Here is a 14,798-nt window from a genome sequence, read left to right on the forward strand (position 1 = left end):
AAACGCGATACAAAAAGCCCTTGCCAAAAAAATTGATCATCTGTACGCAGAATCGCCCTATAACAAGTTGCTAGCAGAATAAAGAAGTATTTTTCGAAAGCAAAGAAGGTGTATCTTTCAAAGCATGATACTTTGTTTCATAGACGGTTATTGGAGCAGAACCAGGTTGATTTAACCACCACTTATTATAAACCGGGTGCTGCCCTGCACCAGGACCTTACCGGGCTTACTTATCCGGATAATTCTTTTTGATCTTTGCCTGTCGTTTGAAGATCTGGAACATATCCCCGATTACAAGCAGGCAGTTAGCGAACTATACCGGGTTACAAAAACGGGTGGCCATGTCTTTTTTGAGTACCCCATTTATTATTGAAAATGATAAAACGCTGGTAAGGACAACTATAACAAAGCCGGAGAGATTACATACCTGCTGGAGCCCGAATACCATGGCGATCCCGTGATTCCGCAAGGTATCCTCTGCTTTTACCATTTCGGATGGGACGTGCTGAATGATTTCCGTGCGGCAGGTTTTTCTAAAGTTAAAATAATAATAGGTTACGATATAGGCAAAATGATATTGGGCCTACAGCTTTTCATTATGGCCCAGAAATAGGGTTGAGCTCGATTCCTGATTCCCTTTCTCAATTCCTTCTGTTTAAAAAGGAAATATAATAAAGCAGGGTTGCCAGTGAACCTAAGGCGGCAACAACATAAGTCATGGCAGCCCACCACAGGGCATCTTTAGCTTGCTCGTGTTCCTCGCTGCTTTGCATTACGCTGTAATTGTTATTTAACCAGGCCAAGGCACGTTGGCTAGCATCAAACTCAACGGGTAGCGTTATAAAGCTAAACAGGGTAACCAAGGCTAATGCAGCAATGCCTATGATTAAAATATAAGGGTTAATTGCAAAGATCATCAGCATTACGCCAATCATCAAAGTCCATTGCACCAATCTTGATGCAACGCTAATTACCGGCACTATAGCAGTGCGCAAACTTAACCAACTATAAGCTTTGGCATGTTGCACCGCATGCCCGCATTCGTGTGCCGCTACTGCAGCTGCCGCTACGCTTCTGCTATAATAAACATCGGGGCTTAAATTCACCGTTTTATTTTCTGGGTTGTAGTGGTCGGTTAACTGGCCTTCAACAGAAATTACCTGTACATCCAGTATGCCGTTATCGCGCAGCATTTTTTGAGCTACTTCGGCACCGGTTAAACCGGATGATAATGGAATTTCGGCATATTTTTGGAACTTGCTTTTAAACCGTGATTGAACAATAAAGCTCACTAACGCCACGCCGATCATCAAGACCCAGGCAGAAGAGAAGCCTATGTATGCAGTTATAAATGAGAAATGTACCATCTTTATATTTTTATTAACTGTTTCAAAAAGTATTCCGCATTTTAAAACATGACAGCCACAGAACCTGCATTTTCATACTGGGAACGCACCGCATTTATTGACAATGCCGATGTGATTATCATTGGCAGCGGTTTGGTTGGGCTAAGTGCAGCGCTGCATTTAAAACTTAAGGAGCCTGCACTAAGAGTAACCGTATTAGACCTGGGATTTTTGCCTAGCGGCGCCAGTACAAAAAATGTAGGTTTTGCCTGTTTCGGCACCGTTTCTGAGCAATTAGCCTATATTAATCGCTCATCCGAAGTAGAAATGCTGCGCATGGTTAATTACAGATACCGAGGTTTACAACGCTTAAGAGCTAACCTTGGCGACCAAAATATCCGCTATCAGCAGCATGGCGGATATGAGCTTTTTACTACAGCAGAAAAGGAAGAAGCACAAGCAGCCATAACAGCTATCCCTTACCTCAATAAACTTTTAAGTGCTGTAATTGGTGATACTGACATTTATGCAGTTGCGGATGCTAAAATTGCAGGCTTTGGTTTTCAGGGAGTTAGTAAGATGATTGTTAATAAATACGAAGGCCAAATTGATACCGGGTATATGATGCGCACTTTACTTTATAAAGCATATGAGGCCGGCGTGCTGGTATTGAATAACTGCGTGGTTAACGGTGTTGAAACAGATGGCAATCATTTATTGGTACATACTTCGCAAGGAAACTTCCGCTCCGATAAAGTTATTGTAGCTAACAATGCCTTTGCCCGTCAGCTCTATCCTGACTTAGATGTAGTGCCCGGCCGGGGCCAAGTATTGGTAACCAAGCCTATCCCCAATTTAAAAATCAAAGGCACTTATCATTTTAACGAGGGCTATTATTACTTCCGCAATATTGATGATCGTATACTTTTTGGTGGCGGCCGCAACCTTAATTTTAAGGCAGAGGAAACCGCAAACTTTGGTAATACAGAACAGGTAAAAGCACAGCTAACCACTTATTTGCATGAAATTATTTTACCCAACCAGCCGGTAGAGATTGATTGCTGGTGGAGTGGTATTATGGGCTTTGGTGATGAACTAAGCCCCATCATAAAAGAGCTTCAGCCTAATGTATTTTGCGCTGTTCGCTGCAATGGTATGGGTATAGCCATGGGGAGTTTGGTTGGCGAAGAGGTTGCGGAGTTGATGTTGAATGTATAACCGCTTCTTAACCTGTCATGCCGAACTTGTTCGGCACCCCACAGGACAGGTCGGAAACTTTGATTACTTTACACTTAGCAAGTGGGGTGCCGAAACAAGTTCCGCATGACAGAAAAGTTAAAACAACTCAACCAACCGCTCCAAAGCCATTCCTCTTGAGCCTTTAAGCAATACCGTTGAATGCTTAACCGGTTTTTCTTTCAGGGCCTTAATTGCATCGTCGGTAGTCTCAAAAAAATCAGCACTGAAACCCGGTTTAAGATCGAAGAATGCTTTGCCGATAAAAATTCGCTGGTTAACGGGCGCCGCAATAGCTTTTTGGATAATAGCCTCATGCTCTGCTGCAGATTCATCACCCAGTTCGAACATATCGCCCAGTACCAATACTTTGTCTTTAGCATCCATGGTGCTAATGTTGTCTATAGCTACCGCCATGCTGCTGGGGTTGGCGTTATAATAGTCGCAAATGAGGGTGTTATGTGCCGTCTGCATAATTTGCGAGCGATTATTGGTTGGCTGATAGCTGCTAAGGCCGGCGTTAATTTCGGCATCACTCATTTTAAAATAAGTACCTATGCAAATAGCTGCCAGCATATTATCCAGGTTGTATGCGCCGGTTAAATGAGAGTCAACCTCGTGACTAACGTTATTTGACCCCGACCATTCCAGCGATACGTAAGGTGCATTTTTAGTCACCTTACCGGTAATTAGATTACCGGGCTCCTTGGTTCCGTAGCCTATTGTGTTTTGCAGGTTGCGTGCTGCTTTCATTTCAGCCAATACGGGGCTATCGGTATTGATGAAGATGGTTCCGTTAGTTGCCTGCAGATAATCATATAATTCGCCTTTGGCTATTTTTACGCCTTCTGTACCGCCAAAGCCTTCCAGGTGTGCTTTGCCAACATTGGTAATTAAGCCATGTGTGGGTTGCGAAATAGTGCACAACATCTCAATTTCTTTCTGGTGGTTGGCCCCCATTTCTATTACGGCCATGTCGTATTCATTAGTTATCGATAGCACGCTTAATGGTACACCAATATGGTTATTTAAATTACCCTGTGTGGCATAGGTTTTAAAATGCTGCGATAAAACGGCTTTAATAAGTTCCTTAGTGGTGGTTTTACCATTGGTACCAGTTAGGCCTATCACCGGTATCTGCAATTGCTTGCGGTGGTAGCGAGCCAGGTCTTGCAGCTTGGTAAGTACGTCGTCTACCAGTATGTATTGTTCGCTAATGCGATATTGGGCATTATCAATTACAGCATAAGCTGCGCCTGCTTCAATGGCTTGTTGGGCAAAGCTATTGGCATCAAACGTATCTCCCTTCAGGGCAAAAAATAAACTGCCTTGCGCAATTTTGCGGGTGTCTGTACTAATTACGGGGTGCTGTAAAAACAGCTCATAAAGTTGTTCGGTAACCATGATGTAAATATACAGCGAAGCTTGTAAAATGTTATATTCCGATTAACCAGTTTTAGTTCACCGGAAATTTTCTGCCATCTACCGTTTTTATCATCTACCTAACCGTTGGCCTATTGCGTAGGGTGCCACCCTGCTATACATTTGTTTCAACAAACAAAGTTAGAGCAGATGAAAACGTATTATTTAGTGGCCTGGCTACTACCCTTCGCTATCATTGCGCACATTATAGAAGAGTTTGTTTTTCCGGGCGGGTTCATTAAATGGTACCGGGATTCGCGGCCGGATATTGCAGCGAGCATTACTAAAAGTAGGCACACAGTGATTAACATTGTTTATATCGTATTGTCATTTATTCCGCTTTTGCTTGGTCCGGCTATCCAGGGTATTTCATGGTTATTAGCGCTTACATCCATTGCTGCTGTAAATGCTTTGTTTCATATTTTGGGGAGTGCACGCACCAAAACCTATTCGCCGGGCGAGGTAACTGCCATGTTTATCTATCTGCCCCTGACCATTTACATTAACTGGGAGCTGCTGGCTACGCATGCCATTACGCTGGATTATGCCGGTAAATGTTTTTTAGTAGGGATAGCCTACCATATATGGTCTGCCTATAGTCATCGCCAACGAGCCATTAAGTTTGAGCAATATCAAACGGCCAATAAATAAATATATCGTTTAAAGTAGTAAGGCCTCCCGGTTTGGGGAGGCCTTACTTGTATGTGATGAGATCAGTAAACAATTAGCTTACCAAGCCCGAAACTTCTACCATTTCATTTACATCGGTACCGTAAGTTACTTCCGGTACTTCAAAACCAAACAAGTTCATAAAGTCAGATCGGTATCCGGCTAGGTCGCCAATGGAGGCAAGCGAATCGGTATCAGCTTCTGCCCAAAGGGCCTGTACTTTAGCCTGGACGTCTGGGCGCATTTCCAAATCGTCTATACGGATGCGGCCTTTTTCATCTACCGGTATGGTGGTATCGGTATATAAACGTTGCTCAAACAAACGCTGGATCTGTTCGATACAACCCTCATGAATACCTTCTTCTTTCATTACTTTATATAGTAAAGAGATATATAGCGGAATAACCGGGATAGCTGAGCTTGCCTGGGTAACCAACGCCTTATTAACAGAGATGAGGGCTTTGCCGTCAATATCTTTTAGCTTATCGCTGATTTCGAAAGCGGTAGCTTCCAGATGATCTTTAGCACGGCCAATGGTGCCTTTGCGGTAAACCTTTTCTGTTAGTGCAGGGCCAATGTAAGAGTAAGCAACAGTTACTACACCGTTGGCCAATATATTCGCGGCTTTCATTTCATCAATCCACATGCCCCAGTCTTCGCCGCCCATTACCTCAACGGTATTGGCAATTTCTTCGTCGGTAGCCGGGTTGATAGAAATTTCGGATACTACGCCGGTATGGAAATCAACCGTCTTATTGGTGAAAACTTCGCCAATTGGTTTAATAACCGAGTTGTGGGCAACGCCTGTTTTTGGGTGATTTCTGCGTGGAGAAGCCAGGCTATAAATAACCAGGTCAACCTGGCCCAGGTCTTTTTTGATCAGTGCGATAGTTTTTTCTTTGATCTCGTCAGAGAAGGCATCGCCGTTGATGCTTTTGGCGTATAGGCCGGCTTCATGCGCTTGTTTCTCAAAAGCGGCGGTATTGTACCAGCCTGCTGATGCCGGTTTGCCCGGTGCGGGTGGTTTTTCGAAATAAACACCCACGGTTGAAGCATCTGAACCGAAAGCGCTGGTAATGCGCGAAGCCAAACCAAAACCAGTTGATGCGCCGATTACCAATACTTTAACCGGGCCGCCATCAATTGCTTTCTTTGATTTGATATAATTAATTTGATTGATCACATTTTGCTCACAGCCCTGAGGATGAGAGGTTAAACAGATAAATCCGCGTATTCTGGGTTCTATAATCATAAAAACTTATTAAAAATCGAGGCATATATAAGGAATATTTTGAAAACATTCCTAAAAAAGGTTCTTTAGAATTAATTGACTTGCGTGTAGTTATCATTAATTAGCCTGCCATCGGCATCTAAATGATATTCATAACCCAGAAAATCTCTGAGGATAATTTTGTTATCAGAAAATTCAATTGGAGGCTTTTCGTCCAATGTTAAGAAAATATCTCTGCCACTGAATGTCCATTTAATATCGCCATTGAAGGCAATCCTTGAAATTTGAGTTTCGCCATGTATTAACAGATCCCCATCAAATTCATAAATACAAAAACAAGTCGCCAAATCAAGGTTGTTTTTCCAAATTAAATCCAAAGATGGAACTTGCAGAGCATAAACACTATTTGTACAACAGATAAATATGATATCATCTTTAATTAATGGCGAACGTGCATTTATTCTTGTTATGCCGCCTGATGCATAAATGACTACGCTGGAGATTTCAACTTCGTGTTCTTTAACCCTGATGCCATGTTTGGCGGATGGCTGATAGACATCGGCCGGATCATGAATTACGTTTTGATAATGATTTTTATTGTCCGTTGAGTTTAAGACATAACCTTCATCATCAATAACTTCTATTTCGTACTGTTGGTAATGGGTGATCATCTTATGTCTTATGCCTCTTTTTTCATCCAGCTTACTACGGCTTTAATTTCGGTATAGCTGTAGTCATCGCCTAAAATTTCTTTTAAGGGCGCTAACCGGTCTGCGCCATAGCTTTCTACCGCGTCCTGAATTTTAGGAATTTTCTGCTGATCAACCAGGTCAGTTACCTCCATTTCTCCAGATTGGATAAAGGAACATAGGTGCCCTTCTACAGTCATTGGCGATAAGTTGCGCATGCCGGCAATCTCTGTTATGCCAACCCCCGCTTTGTACAGATCAAAGCTTTCGCGCTGTGTGCCGCCTGTTGATGCGCGGGTTGTTTTAGTTTTGGTGATCTTGGGTTTTTTAATCCCGATTTTGGAAGCCAAGCCATGCTGGCTGCAATAAGCTGTAATTACCTTTAAAAAGGCGGTACCATAACGCTGCAACTTAACCTCACCAAAACCGGAAATACGGCCAAGCTCTTCCGTACTTTGTGGCAGGTAGGTTGCCATCTCCAGTAATGTGGCATCCGACAGGATAATATAAGCCGGCACGTTCTCATTCATAGCCAGGTTAAAGCGGGTGGTTTTTAGGTCGTGCAGCAGCCCTGCTTCGTAAATGGTTGGCTGGGTTTCTGTTGCTGCAGTTTCCAGGTCTTCGGCTAAATTAAACTCCACTTTTTGCAGGCCTTTTAAAACGGCTTCGCTTGTGGCGGTTAATTTTAAGATCGGATACTGGTCATCGGTAACCACCAAATAGCCTTGTATTGCCAATTGACCCATGTAACGCTGCCATTCGGCTTTGCTAAGGTCGGCACCAATGCCGTAGGTTTTAAGTTGCTTATGCTCATCACGGATCTTTTCACTTTTAGATCCCCGCAAAAAATCTATGACATAATTAGTGCCGAAACGCTGGTTTAAACGATAAACTGCCGAGAGCGCCTTTTGCGCAATCACTGTACCATCGAACTTTTTAAACTCGGTGAGGCAAACATCGCACGAGCCGCAATGATCCGGAAACTGCTCGTTAAAGTAATGCATTAAATACTGGCGGCGGCAGGTTTGCAGCTGGCAATACTTTACCATATCATCCAGCTTTTTCAGCATAATGCGGCTTTGGTCTTCATTGCCCTCTACCCTGGCAAAGCGCTGTAGTTTAAAGGCATCACCTGCCGAGAAAAACAATAATGCCTCAGATGGTAAACCATCGCGACCGGCCCGGCCTGTCTCCTGGTAGTAACCCTCAATGTTTTTAGGCAGATCATGGTGTATCACATACCGCACGTTTGATTTATTGATGCCCATGCCGAAGGCAATAGTAGCCACCATAATCTTTATTTCATCGCGCAAAAACTGATCCTGATTGTGGGCTTTGGTCTCGTTATCCAGCCCGGCATGGTAGGCTTTGGCTGCGTAACCCTGCTTTTGCAGGTCGGCGGCAAGGTCTTCGGTGCTTTGGCGGCTCAGGCAATAAATAATGCCCGAATCTTCCTGGTGGTCATCTAAAAAGTTTAGCAGTTGGTTATAGCTGTCTTTTTTCGGCGATACTTTATAGCTGATGTTCGGCCGGTTAAAGGAGGATACAAATTCTTTAGGCTGATGCAGCGCTAATTTTTCGCGGATGTCCTTGCGGGTCAGGTCGTCAGCTGTGGCCGTTAATGCAATAACGGGTGTTTTAGGGAACTCTGTTTTAAAGCTCGAAAGCATCAGATACTCTGGCCTGAAATCATGACCCCAGTGCGAGATACAATGTGCCTCATCTATAGCGATAAGGCTTACGTTTAAAGTTTTTAGGAAAGTAACCAACCGGTTCTCTGAACCGAACAAGCGCTCGGGGGCCAGGTAAAGTAACTTAATTTCGCCCGATTTTAACCGGCTTATAATACTTTGCTGCTCGTTGGCATTTAGGCTAGAGTTTAAAAAAGCTGCCGGGATACCGTTGATGTTTAGGGCATCCACCTGGTCTTTCATTAAAGCGATCAGCGGAGAAATAACCACAGTTAATCCATCCATTAACACAGCAGGCAACTGGTAGCATAGTGACTTCCCGCCACCCGTTGGCATCAGCACCAATGCATCGCCGCCGTTTAAGATCTGCTGAACGATGGCACCCTGCTGGTGGCGAAATTCTGTATAACCAAAGTATTTGTGTAAGGCTTCTAGGGGTGTCATTATTGTAAAGTTAGTGATTCCCTTGAATCTCTGTGTTTGTAAACAAAAAAGGTGATCACTAAATTAGTCATCACCTATATATTGTATATACTATGCTTAATTGTTTATAAAAATATAAACGAGTTGATCCGATATGAAATCGGAACGCAGAAATTTAAATTTAATTAAGCTTTAACGCGTGCTTTATCAAGCGCGTTGGCTAAAATAACTGTGCCTACACCAAAAATGATGATACCGCCAAAAAACAAGCCCGCAGAAGCGTCAAGGCCGCTGTTTGAATCAACCAGATTATATGAAGTAGCAGGTGTAAATGTTAATGCTCCGGCTACAATTAAAATTCCGGCAAGGGCAATTATGATACCTATGTTTCTCATTGTCGTGTTATTTTGAAAGCCACAAATATATTATGTTTTAATTAAATACTGATAGTAAAATGCTTTAGGTGCAGAAATAATACATTTTTTAAATTTTCACCTGCTAAGTAATTGGGGTTATAAATCGACACAATTTAAATAAGATGAAGATTTTATGATGTTTTAGCCTGAAAAGCGATGGAGAAACGACTTTGAGCCAATAATTTAATGTTGAATCGTCATTTTTTTAATTTCTTTATTAGCTTTAGCTTAGATATGCATAAAAAACTTTACTCCCTCCTTTTACTGCTTACGCTTACCCTAACAGCGTTTGCACAGCAAATTAAAACCCCGGCCGAATTTTTAGGTTACAAATTGGGCGATCAGTTTACGCCTCATTATCGTATCGCTGAGTATTTCAGGTACATCGCCCAAGCGTCTAAGAACATAAAGCTGGTGGAGTATGGTAAAACGAACGAAGGTCGCCCATTACTGCTTGCCTTTATAGCATCAGACGATAACATCGGCAAGCTGGATGAGATCCGGCAGAATAATATGAAGCTGGCTGGTTTAGCAACGGGTGGTGGTTCTACAGCCGGCCCGGTTGTAGTTTGGTTAAGTTATAATGTGCATGGTAACGAGCCTGCATCGAGCGAGGCTGCCATGCAAACCTTATATGATTTGGTTAACCCCGCCAACGCACAAACCCAGCAATGGCTTAAAAATACAGTAGTAATTATAGACCCGTGTTTAAACCCCGACGGTCGCGACCGTTATGTGAATTTCTACAATTCGGTACGCGGCGTAACGCCCGATGCTTATAACCAGGCCCGTGAGCACATGGAACCATGGCCGGGTGGCCGGGTAAACCATTACTATTTCGACCTTAACCGCGATTGGGCATGGCAAACACAAAAAGAAGTACAGGCCCGTTTGGTGGTATTTAACCAATGGCTGCCACAAGTACATGTTGATTACCATGAGCAGGGCTATAATAACCCCTATTACTTTGCGCCTGCTGCCGAGCCTTTCCATAAAGATATTACACCATGGCAGCGCGAGTTCCAAACCACTATCGGTAAAAATAACGCCAAGTATTTTGACCAGCACGGCTGGACTTATTTCACCAAAGAGGAATTTGACCTGCTGTACCCATCTTACGGCGATACCTATCCTATCTATAATGGATCTATCGGGATGACGTTTGAGCAGGGCGGTATTAGCGCAGGTGTTGCCGTACTTACCCGCAGCGGTGACACCCTTACCCTGGCCGACCGGATAGAGCACCATCATACTACCGGATTAAGTACCATAGAAATGTCTTCCGTTTATGCAACCAAAGTACTTACCGAGTACAAAAAGTTTTTTGATAACGGCCGCATCAATCCGCCGGGCGAATACAAGACTTATATTGTTAAAAATGACAACCCAGATAAAATAGCTTTGCTGGCGCAATTATTAGACAAAAACGGGATACAATATGGTTACGGGGCTGCCAAAACAAGCCTTGCCGGGTATAACTATTTTAACGGGAAAGATGAAGCTTTCACCGCAAGCGATAAAGACCTGGTTGTAAATGCTTATCAATCAAAAGCGGTATTGCTTAATGTACTGTTCGAGCCTAAAACATTTATTCCCGATTCTAATACCTATGATATTACGGCCTGGTCATTACCCTATGCGTATGGCTTAAAAGCTTATGGGTTAAAAGAATCTGTTAAACCGACTAATAGTACTTTGCCGGCTAAACCTGTTGATAAAGCCGTTTTAGGCACGCCTTATGCTTATGTGGGTATCTGGCAATCGGCTAAAGATGTGCGCTTTTTAGCTGCATTGATGAAAAACCATATTAAGGTGCATTATGCCGAACTGCCATTTGAGGCAGGTGGTAAAAAGTATGGGGCAGGATCATTAATTATTACCCGTGCCGGTAATAACACGCCCAATTTTGAGCAAACTGTAAATAAGGTAGCGGCAGATAATAGCAGGCAGCTATCGGTACTTACATCGGGCTTTGTAGAAAAGGGTGCCGATTTGGGCTCGGGCTATGTGCATAACCTGCGCCAGCCTAAAGTAATGCTGATTGCCGGCGACCAGGTAAACTCTGAAGAAATGGGTGAGGTATGGCACTATTTTGAGCAGCAGATCAATTACCCAATTACCCTGGTACGGTTTCAGGATTTAAACCGTATTAAAATGGCCGACTTTGATGTGGCTATTTTTCCCGACGGAAATTACAGTGATTTACCGGTTGATAAATTGCAAAGTTGGATACGCGATGGTGGTAAACTGATTGCCGTTGGCGATGCTGTAGGCGCATTTGTTGGCAAAGGTACATTTGCCATTAAACGCAAAGAAGAAAAGAAAGATGATAAAGCAGATGCTAAAAAATTTGCTATCATACCAACTTATGAAGGCCGTAACCACGAGTATATTAAATCTGCAGTACCGGGAGCTATTTATAAAATTAATATAGATAATACCCATCCCCTGGGCTTTGGCTATCCCAACTACTACTACACACTTAAATTAAGCGATGATGTTTATGATTTTTTAGGCGATGACGGCTGGAATGTAGGTACCATTAAAAAGGATGCTTATGTATCGGGCTTTGCAGGCCAAAAAGCAAAAGCTAAACTGGTAGATGGTTTGCTGATCGGCGTACAAAATATGGGCCGCGGCTCGGTTGTATATTTTGTTGATGATCCATTGTTCCGCAGTTTCTGGGAAAACGGCAAGCTGCTGTTTAGTAATGCTGTATTTATGGTAGGGCAGTAGACGTTCGAAGCAAAAAATAAGAGCCAAGAAACAAGAGTCTGGATAAAGGACTTTAGACAAATGATAATAAAAGAAAGGACGAAAGATTCAATATCTTCCGTCCTTTCTTTTTTTATCGTATTCGAGTCTTGTTTCTTGGCTCGTGTTTCTCGTCTCTTGCTTCTTTCCTTACTGGTTTTTCACACGATTCTTTTCGTCATCAGCACCGGTTTGGTGTTGGCGGGCTTTAATTTTGCTGTTGCCAAAGTTATAGGTAAAGGTTAAGCGGGCAACACGGGTTTCGTTCTTTTGATGTATATCTATCAGGTTACCGTTGTTTTCGCTGGTAACGTTGTTTTTGCGCATGTTAAAAATATCGCTTACAGATAGTTTTAAGTTTGCCTTTTTGTTGGCGAATGATTTGCTTAGGCCACCATCAATGCTGTATTGCGCTTTAACATTAAAATAACCGTACACCAGTGAAGAAGAGTAATCTGTCATAATCTCTGCTTTAAAAGTTTTTGTTACAGCAAAGGTATTGGTTGTTTTAACCTGGTAAGCAACCTTGCCATCATTAAGGGTACCGATACCGGCTACACCCTGTGGGTTTGCACCAGATTTAAAGCCCAGGTAAAAAGCGGTTACATTGGCGTTACCTGTCCACCATTTGGTAATAGTATATGGCGAGTTAACGTTTAAGTTATAAGAGTTTTGTGTACTTAAATTTACATTGGTTTGGTAAGTTGCCTTGGTAACGGTGTCTGTAACCAGCGCCTGGTTTATTACATCTGTGGTGCGGCTGTACCCTAAGCTAACATTAATGGTGTGATTATAAGTATAGTTTAACTCGAACGAGTTGGTGTATTGGGGTTTTAAAAACGGGTTTCCCTGTTCATAAGTGTATTGGTCCAGGTAATAAATAAATGGGTTAAGATCTTCGTAGCTAGGGCGGTCTATCCGGCGGCTGTAGTTAAAACCAAATTCGTTTTTATCGTTGATGGTATGGTTAATAAATACACTTGGAAAAAAGTTAAGATAATTACGATTAACCACTTGTGCAGTACCCACCAAGTCGCCTTTTGAGCTTGTGTTTTCGGCACGCACGCCTAGCTGTACGGTTGTTTTTTTAAAGCTTTTATTAAAGTTTACATAACCGGCGCCAATTTTTTCGTCATATATAAAATGGTTGGTACGGGTTGGGTCATTCACATATTCGCCATTGGTAATAATTTGCGCTTCAAGGTCATTGTCGGTTTTTACATCGCTGTATTTACCGCCAAACTCCAGCTTGGTAGTTTTATTAAACGGATAGGTGTAATCTGCCTTTGCCGTGCGGATGTCGATGGTTGATGGTGTTTGGTTGCGCAGCATGGATGGTATGCCGGCATTACTGCCATCAACGTTGTAATAATAGGTATTATATTGTGCATTTGCAGAGTTGGTGAATTTAGAATAATCAACATCTACACTTAGTGCCTGCCCTGTTGAATCGATCTGCCAGCGATCATTAACATTAAATGCAAAGTTGTTATATTTTGATTTGATGGTAGTGTTGGTATTTTGGTAAGTGTTAAAAACCTGTGGCTGGGTACCTATAAAAGTTTGGCTGGTATTATTATCGGCAGATGGGTTAAAGTAACCGCTGGCTACAAAGCCAATGGTGTTTTTGGGCGACATATCGTAATCGGCACCAACGCGGTAGTTGTTGTAGTGGCGTTCGCTGCCCATTTTGGTAATTTGGCTGAAGTAAGTATTGTCGCCGCCATTTTCTACGTTACGGTCAATAGCGATGTTGTTATCACGTTTGGTATCGCCGCGGCTCAGGTTTCCAAAGAAATTAAATTTTCCTTCTTTATGGTTTAAAGTTAAGCTGGTATTATCTCTAAAGTGCTTACCCATGGCGGCTGTAACAGATGCGCTACCGTTTGTGCCGGATTGTTTATTTTTTTTCAGCTTAATATTAATGATGCCTGAGTTGCCCGCTGCATCATATTTGGCAGATGGGTTAGTGATCATTTCGATAGACTGAATGCTGTTACCATCGGTAGAGCGTAAAAGGGTGGCCAATTGGGTAGATGAAAGATAGGTAAGCTTATCATTAATCATTACGGTAACGCCTTGTTTACCTTTCATGCTAATGTTATCGTCTTTATCAACACTAACGCCTGGCGCACGTTCCAATATTTCCATCGCAGAGTTACCTGCAGCTAAAACGCTGTTTTCCACATTCATTACCATGCGGTCGCTGCGGCGCTCAATTAAGGGCTTGCTGCCGGTTATCGTAACTGTATTGAGGGTTTTACTGGAAGGCTGCATTTTTATTTCAGGTACGCTAACCGTGGTTGAATTTGCACTTACGGTAACTGGTTGGCTAAAGCCATTGGCATAACCTACCATGGTTGCTTTTACAATATAGCTGCCCGGTTTAATGGCGATAAAGTTATAAGCGCCGTTTTCGTTTGATAAGGCACCTTTTACAACGGTAGAGTCTTTTGCTTTGAGTAAACTAACGGTAGCGTAATCGGCAGGTTTGCCTGTTTCATTTAATAGGGTGCCTGTTATTTTGGCTACTCCGGCAGCGGGTGCTGCGTTTTGTGCACCGGCAACAGTATAGCTGATTGTAAGTGCTACAAAAAATATAATGCGATAGATGATTGATTTCATGACAGTGTGATTGATTTATAAAATTTTGGCAATAGTTATCCCCTTAAAGATTTTTTAGTTCTTTTTTAAATAGTGTATTAAAAATTTGATGATGCCTTGTTTTACTGTAAAAGTATCCGGCTTATCGTGTTATGTTGGTTAGATGTATCCAAAGGCAGAAAGGTTACAACCAATATTAACTTTTTATTACCGGGATTAAACGTTCTAGCATATCCTGGTAAATAGTAAAGCGCACAGGTGTTTCTTTGCGGCTTATATTGAGGCGATTAGGTAGGTAGCCTAAGTTTGTTGGTTAA

General features: G+C 42.5%; 11 protein-coding genes. 4 read left to right on the forward strand and 7 right to left on the reverse strand.

The genetic code is table 11. The features are described 5' to 3' along the window. Window positions 1–196: 196 nt before the first annotated feature. Window positions 197–373 carry a methyltransferase domain-containing protein gene (locus RG47T_RS27120; protein WP_171972582.1) on the forward strand — a complete coding sequence of 59 codons (177 nt, stop codon included), beginning with the start codon at window positions 197–199 and terminating at the stop codon, window positions 371–373. Between the two features lie 268 nt (window positions 374–641). Here the strand turns inward: RG47T_RS27120 and RG47T_RS22320 are convergent, their stop codons facing one another. Then, window positions 642–1,367 carry a zinc metallopeptidase gene (locus tag RG47T_RS22320; protein ID WP_074491910.1) on the reverse strand — a complete coding sequence of 242 codons (726 nt, stop codon included), beginning with the start codon at window positions 1,365–1,367 and terminating at the stop codon, window positions 642–644. Window positions 1,368–1,415: 48 nt separating this feature from the next. Here RG47T_RS22320 and RG47T_RS22325 point away from each other — a divergent pair, with 48 nt between their 5' ends. Further along, entirely contained in the window at window positions 1,416–2,564 is a 1,149-nt protein-coding gene (locus RG47T_RS22325; RefSeq protein ID WP_074491912.1) for an NAD(P)/FAD-dependent oxidoreductase, read from the forward strand. 117 nt (window positions 2,565–2,681) lie between these two features. On the opposite strand, the gene RG47T_RS22330 is transcribed toward RG47T_RS22325, so the two are convergent. Next, complete coding sequence (locus tag RG47T_RS22330) at window positions 2,682–3,986, reverse strand: UDP-N-acetylmuramoyl-tripeptide--D-alanyl-D-alanine ligase (RefSeq protein ID WP_074491915.1); 1,305 nt, start codon at window positions 3,984–3,986, stop codon at window positions 2,682–2,684. A 168-nt stretch (window positions 3,987–4,154) separates the two neighbouring features. Between RG47T_RS22330 and RG47T_RS22335 the strand changes: the two genes are divergently transcribed. Continuing rightward, window positions 4,155–4,655, forward strand: coding sequence for an HXXEE domain-containing protein (locus RG47T_RS22335; RefSeq protein ID WP_074491917.1), 501 nt, complete (start codon window positions 4,155–4,157; stop codon window positions 4,653–4,655). Window positions 4,656–4,728: 73 nt separating this feature from the next. On the opposite strand, the gene fabV is transcribed toward RG47T_RS22335, so the two are convergent. From fabV to RG47T_RS22355, 4 genes are all read right to left on the reverse strand, one after another. Continuing rightward, entirely contained in the window at window positions 4,729–5,925 is a 1,197-nt protein-coding gene (gene fabV / locus RG47T_RS22340; protein ID WP_074491919.1) for an enoyl-ACP reductase FabV, read from the reverse strand. A 71-nt stretch (window positions 5,926–5,996) separates the two neighbouring features. Beyond that, entirely contained in the window at window positions 5,997–6,575 is a 579-nt protein-coding gene (locus RG47T_RS22345) for a hypothetical protein (RefSeq protein ID WP_074491921.1), read from the reverse strand. 8 nt (window positions 6,576–6,583) lie between these two features. Continuing rightward, on the reverse strand, window positions 6,584–8,728 hold the full coding sequence (recQ, locus tag RG47T_RS22350) for a DNA helicase RecQ (RefSeq protein WP_074491923.1): 2,145 nt from the start codon (window positions 8,726–8,728) through the stop codon (window positions 6,584–6,586). A 164-nt stretch (window positions 8,729–8,892) separates the two neighbouring features. Next, complete coding sequence (locus tag RG47T_RS22355) at window positions 8,893–9,102, reverse strand: hypothetical protein (protein WP_074491925.1); 210 nt, start codon at window positions 9,100–9,102, stop codon at window positions 8,893–8,895. A 255-nt stretch (window positions 9,103–9,357) separates the two neighbouring features. Here RG47T_RS22355 and RG47T_RS22360 point away from each other — a divergent pair, with 255 nt between their 5' ends. Further along, complete coding sequence (locus RG47T_RS22360; RefSeq protein ID WP_074491927.1) at window positions 9,358–11,859, forward strand: M14 metallopeptidase family protein; 2,502 nt, start codon at window positions 9,358–9,360, stop codon at window positions 11,857–11,859. Between the two features lie 168 nt (window positions 11,860–12,027). Here the strand turns inward: RG47T_RS22360 and RG47T_RS22365 are convergent, their stop codons facing one another. After that, window positions 12,028–14,502: an outer membrane beta-barrel family protein gene (locus RG47T_RS22365; RefSeq protein ID WP_074491929.1), complete on the reverse strand. Its 2,475-nt coding sequence runs from the start codon at window positions 14,500–14,502 to the stop codon at window positions 12,028–12,030. Between the last annotated feature and the right edge of the window lie 296 nt (window positions 14,503–14,798).

Source organism: Mucilaginibacter polytrichastri (assembly GCF_001911425.1).
GTDB classification, from domain to species: Bacteria; Bacteroidota; Bacteroidia; order Sphingobacteriales; family Sphingobacteriaceae; genus Mucilaginibacter; species Mucilaginibacter polytrichastri.

What these genes read in the sequence shown, in the direction of transcription:
- RG47T_RS22335 (WP_074491917.1), top strand. Translation starts at nt 4,155, where the DNA reads ATGAAAACGTATTATTTAGTGGCCTGGCTACTACCCTTCGCTATCATT.
- RG47T_RS22325 (WP_074491912.1), top strand. Translation starts at nt 1,416, where the DNA reads ATGACAGCCACAGAACCTGCATTTTCATACTGGGAACGCACCGCATTT.
- RG47T_RS22330 (WP_074491915.1), bottom strand. Translation starts at nt 3,986, where the DNA reads ATGGTTACCGAACAACTTTATGAGCTGTTTTTACAGCACCCCGTAATT.
- RG47T_RS22355 (WP_074491925.1), bottom strand. Translation starts at nt 9,102, where the DNA reads ATGAGAAACATAGGTATCATAATTGCCCTTGCCGGAATTTTAATTGTA.
- RG47T_RS22320 (WP_074491910.1), bottom strand. Translation starts at nt 1,367, where the DNA reads ATGGTACATTTCTCATTTATAACTGCATACATAGGCTTCTCTTCTGCC.
- RG47T_RS22365 (WP_074491929.1), bottom strand. Translation starts at nt 14,502, where the DNA reads ATGAAATCAATCATCTATCGCATTATATTTTTTGTAGCACTTACAATC.
- RG47T_RS22360 (WP_074491927.1), top strand. Translation starts at nt 9,358, where the DNA reads ATGCATAAAAAACTTTACTCCCTCCTTTTACTGCTTACGCTTACCCTA.
- fabV (WP_074491919.1), bottom strand. Translation starts at nt 5,925, where the DNA reads ATGATTATAGAACCCAGAATACGCGGATTTATCTGTTTAACCTCTCAT.
- recQ (WP_074491923.1), bottom strand. Translation starts at nt 8,728, where the DNA reads ATGACACCCCTAGAAGCCTTACACAAATACTTTGGTTATACAGAATTT.
- RG47T_RS22345 (WP_074491921.1), bottom strand. Translation starts at nt 6,575, where the DNA reads ATGATCACCCATTACCAACAGTACGAAATAGAAGTTATTGATGATGAA.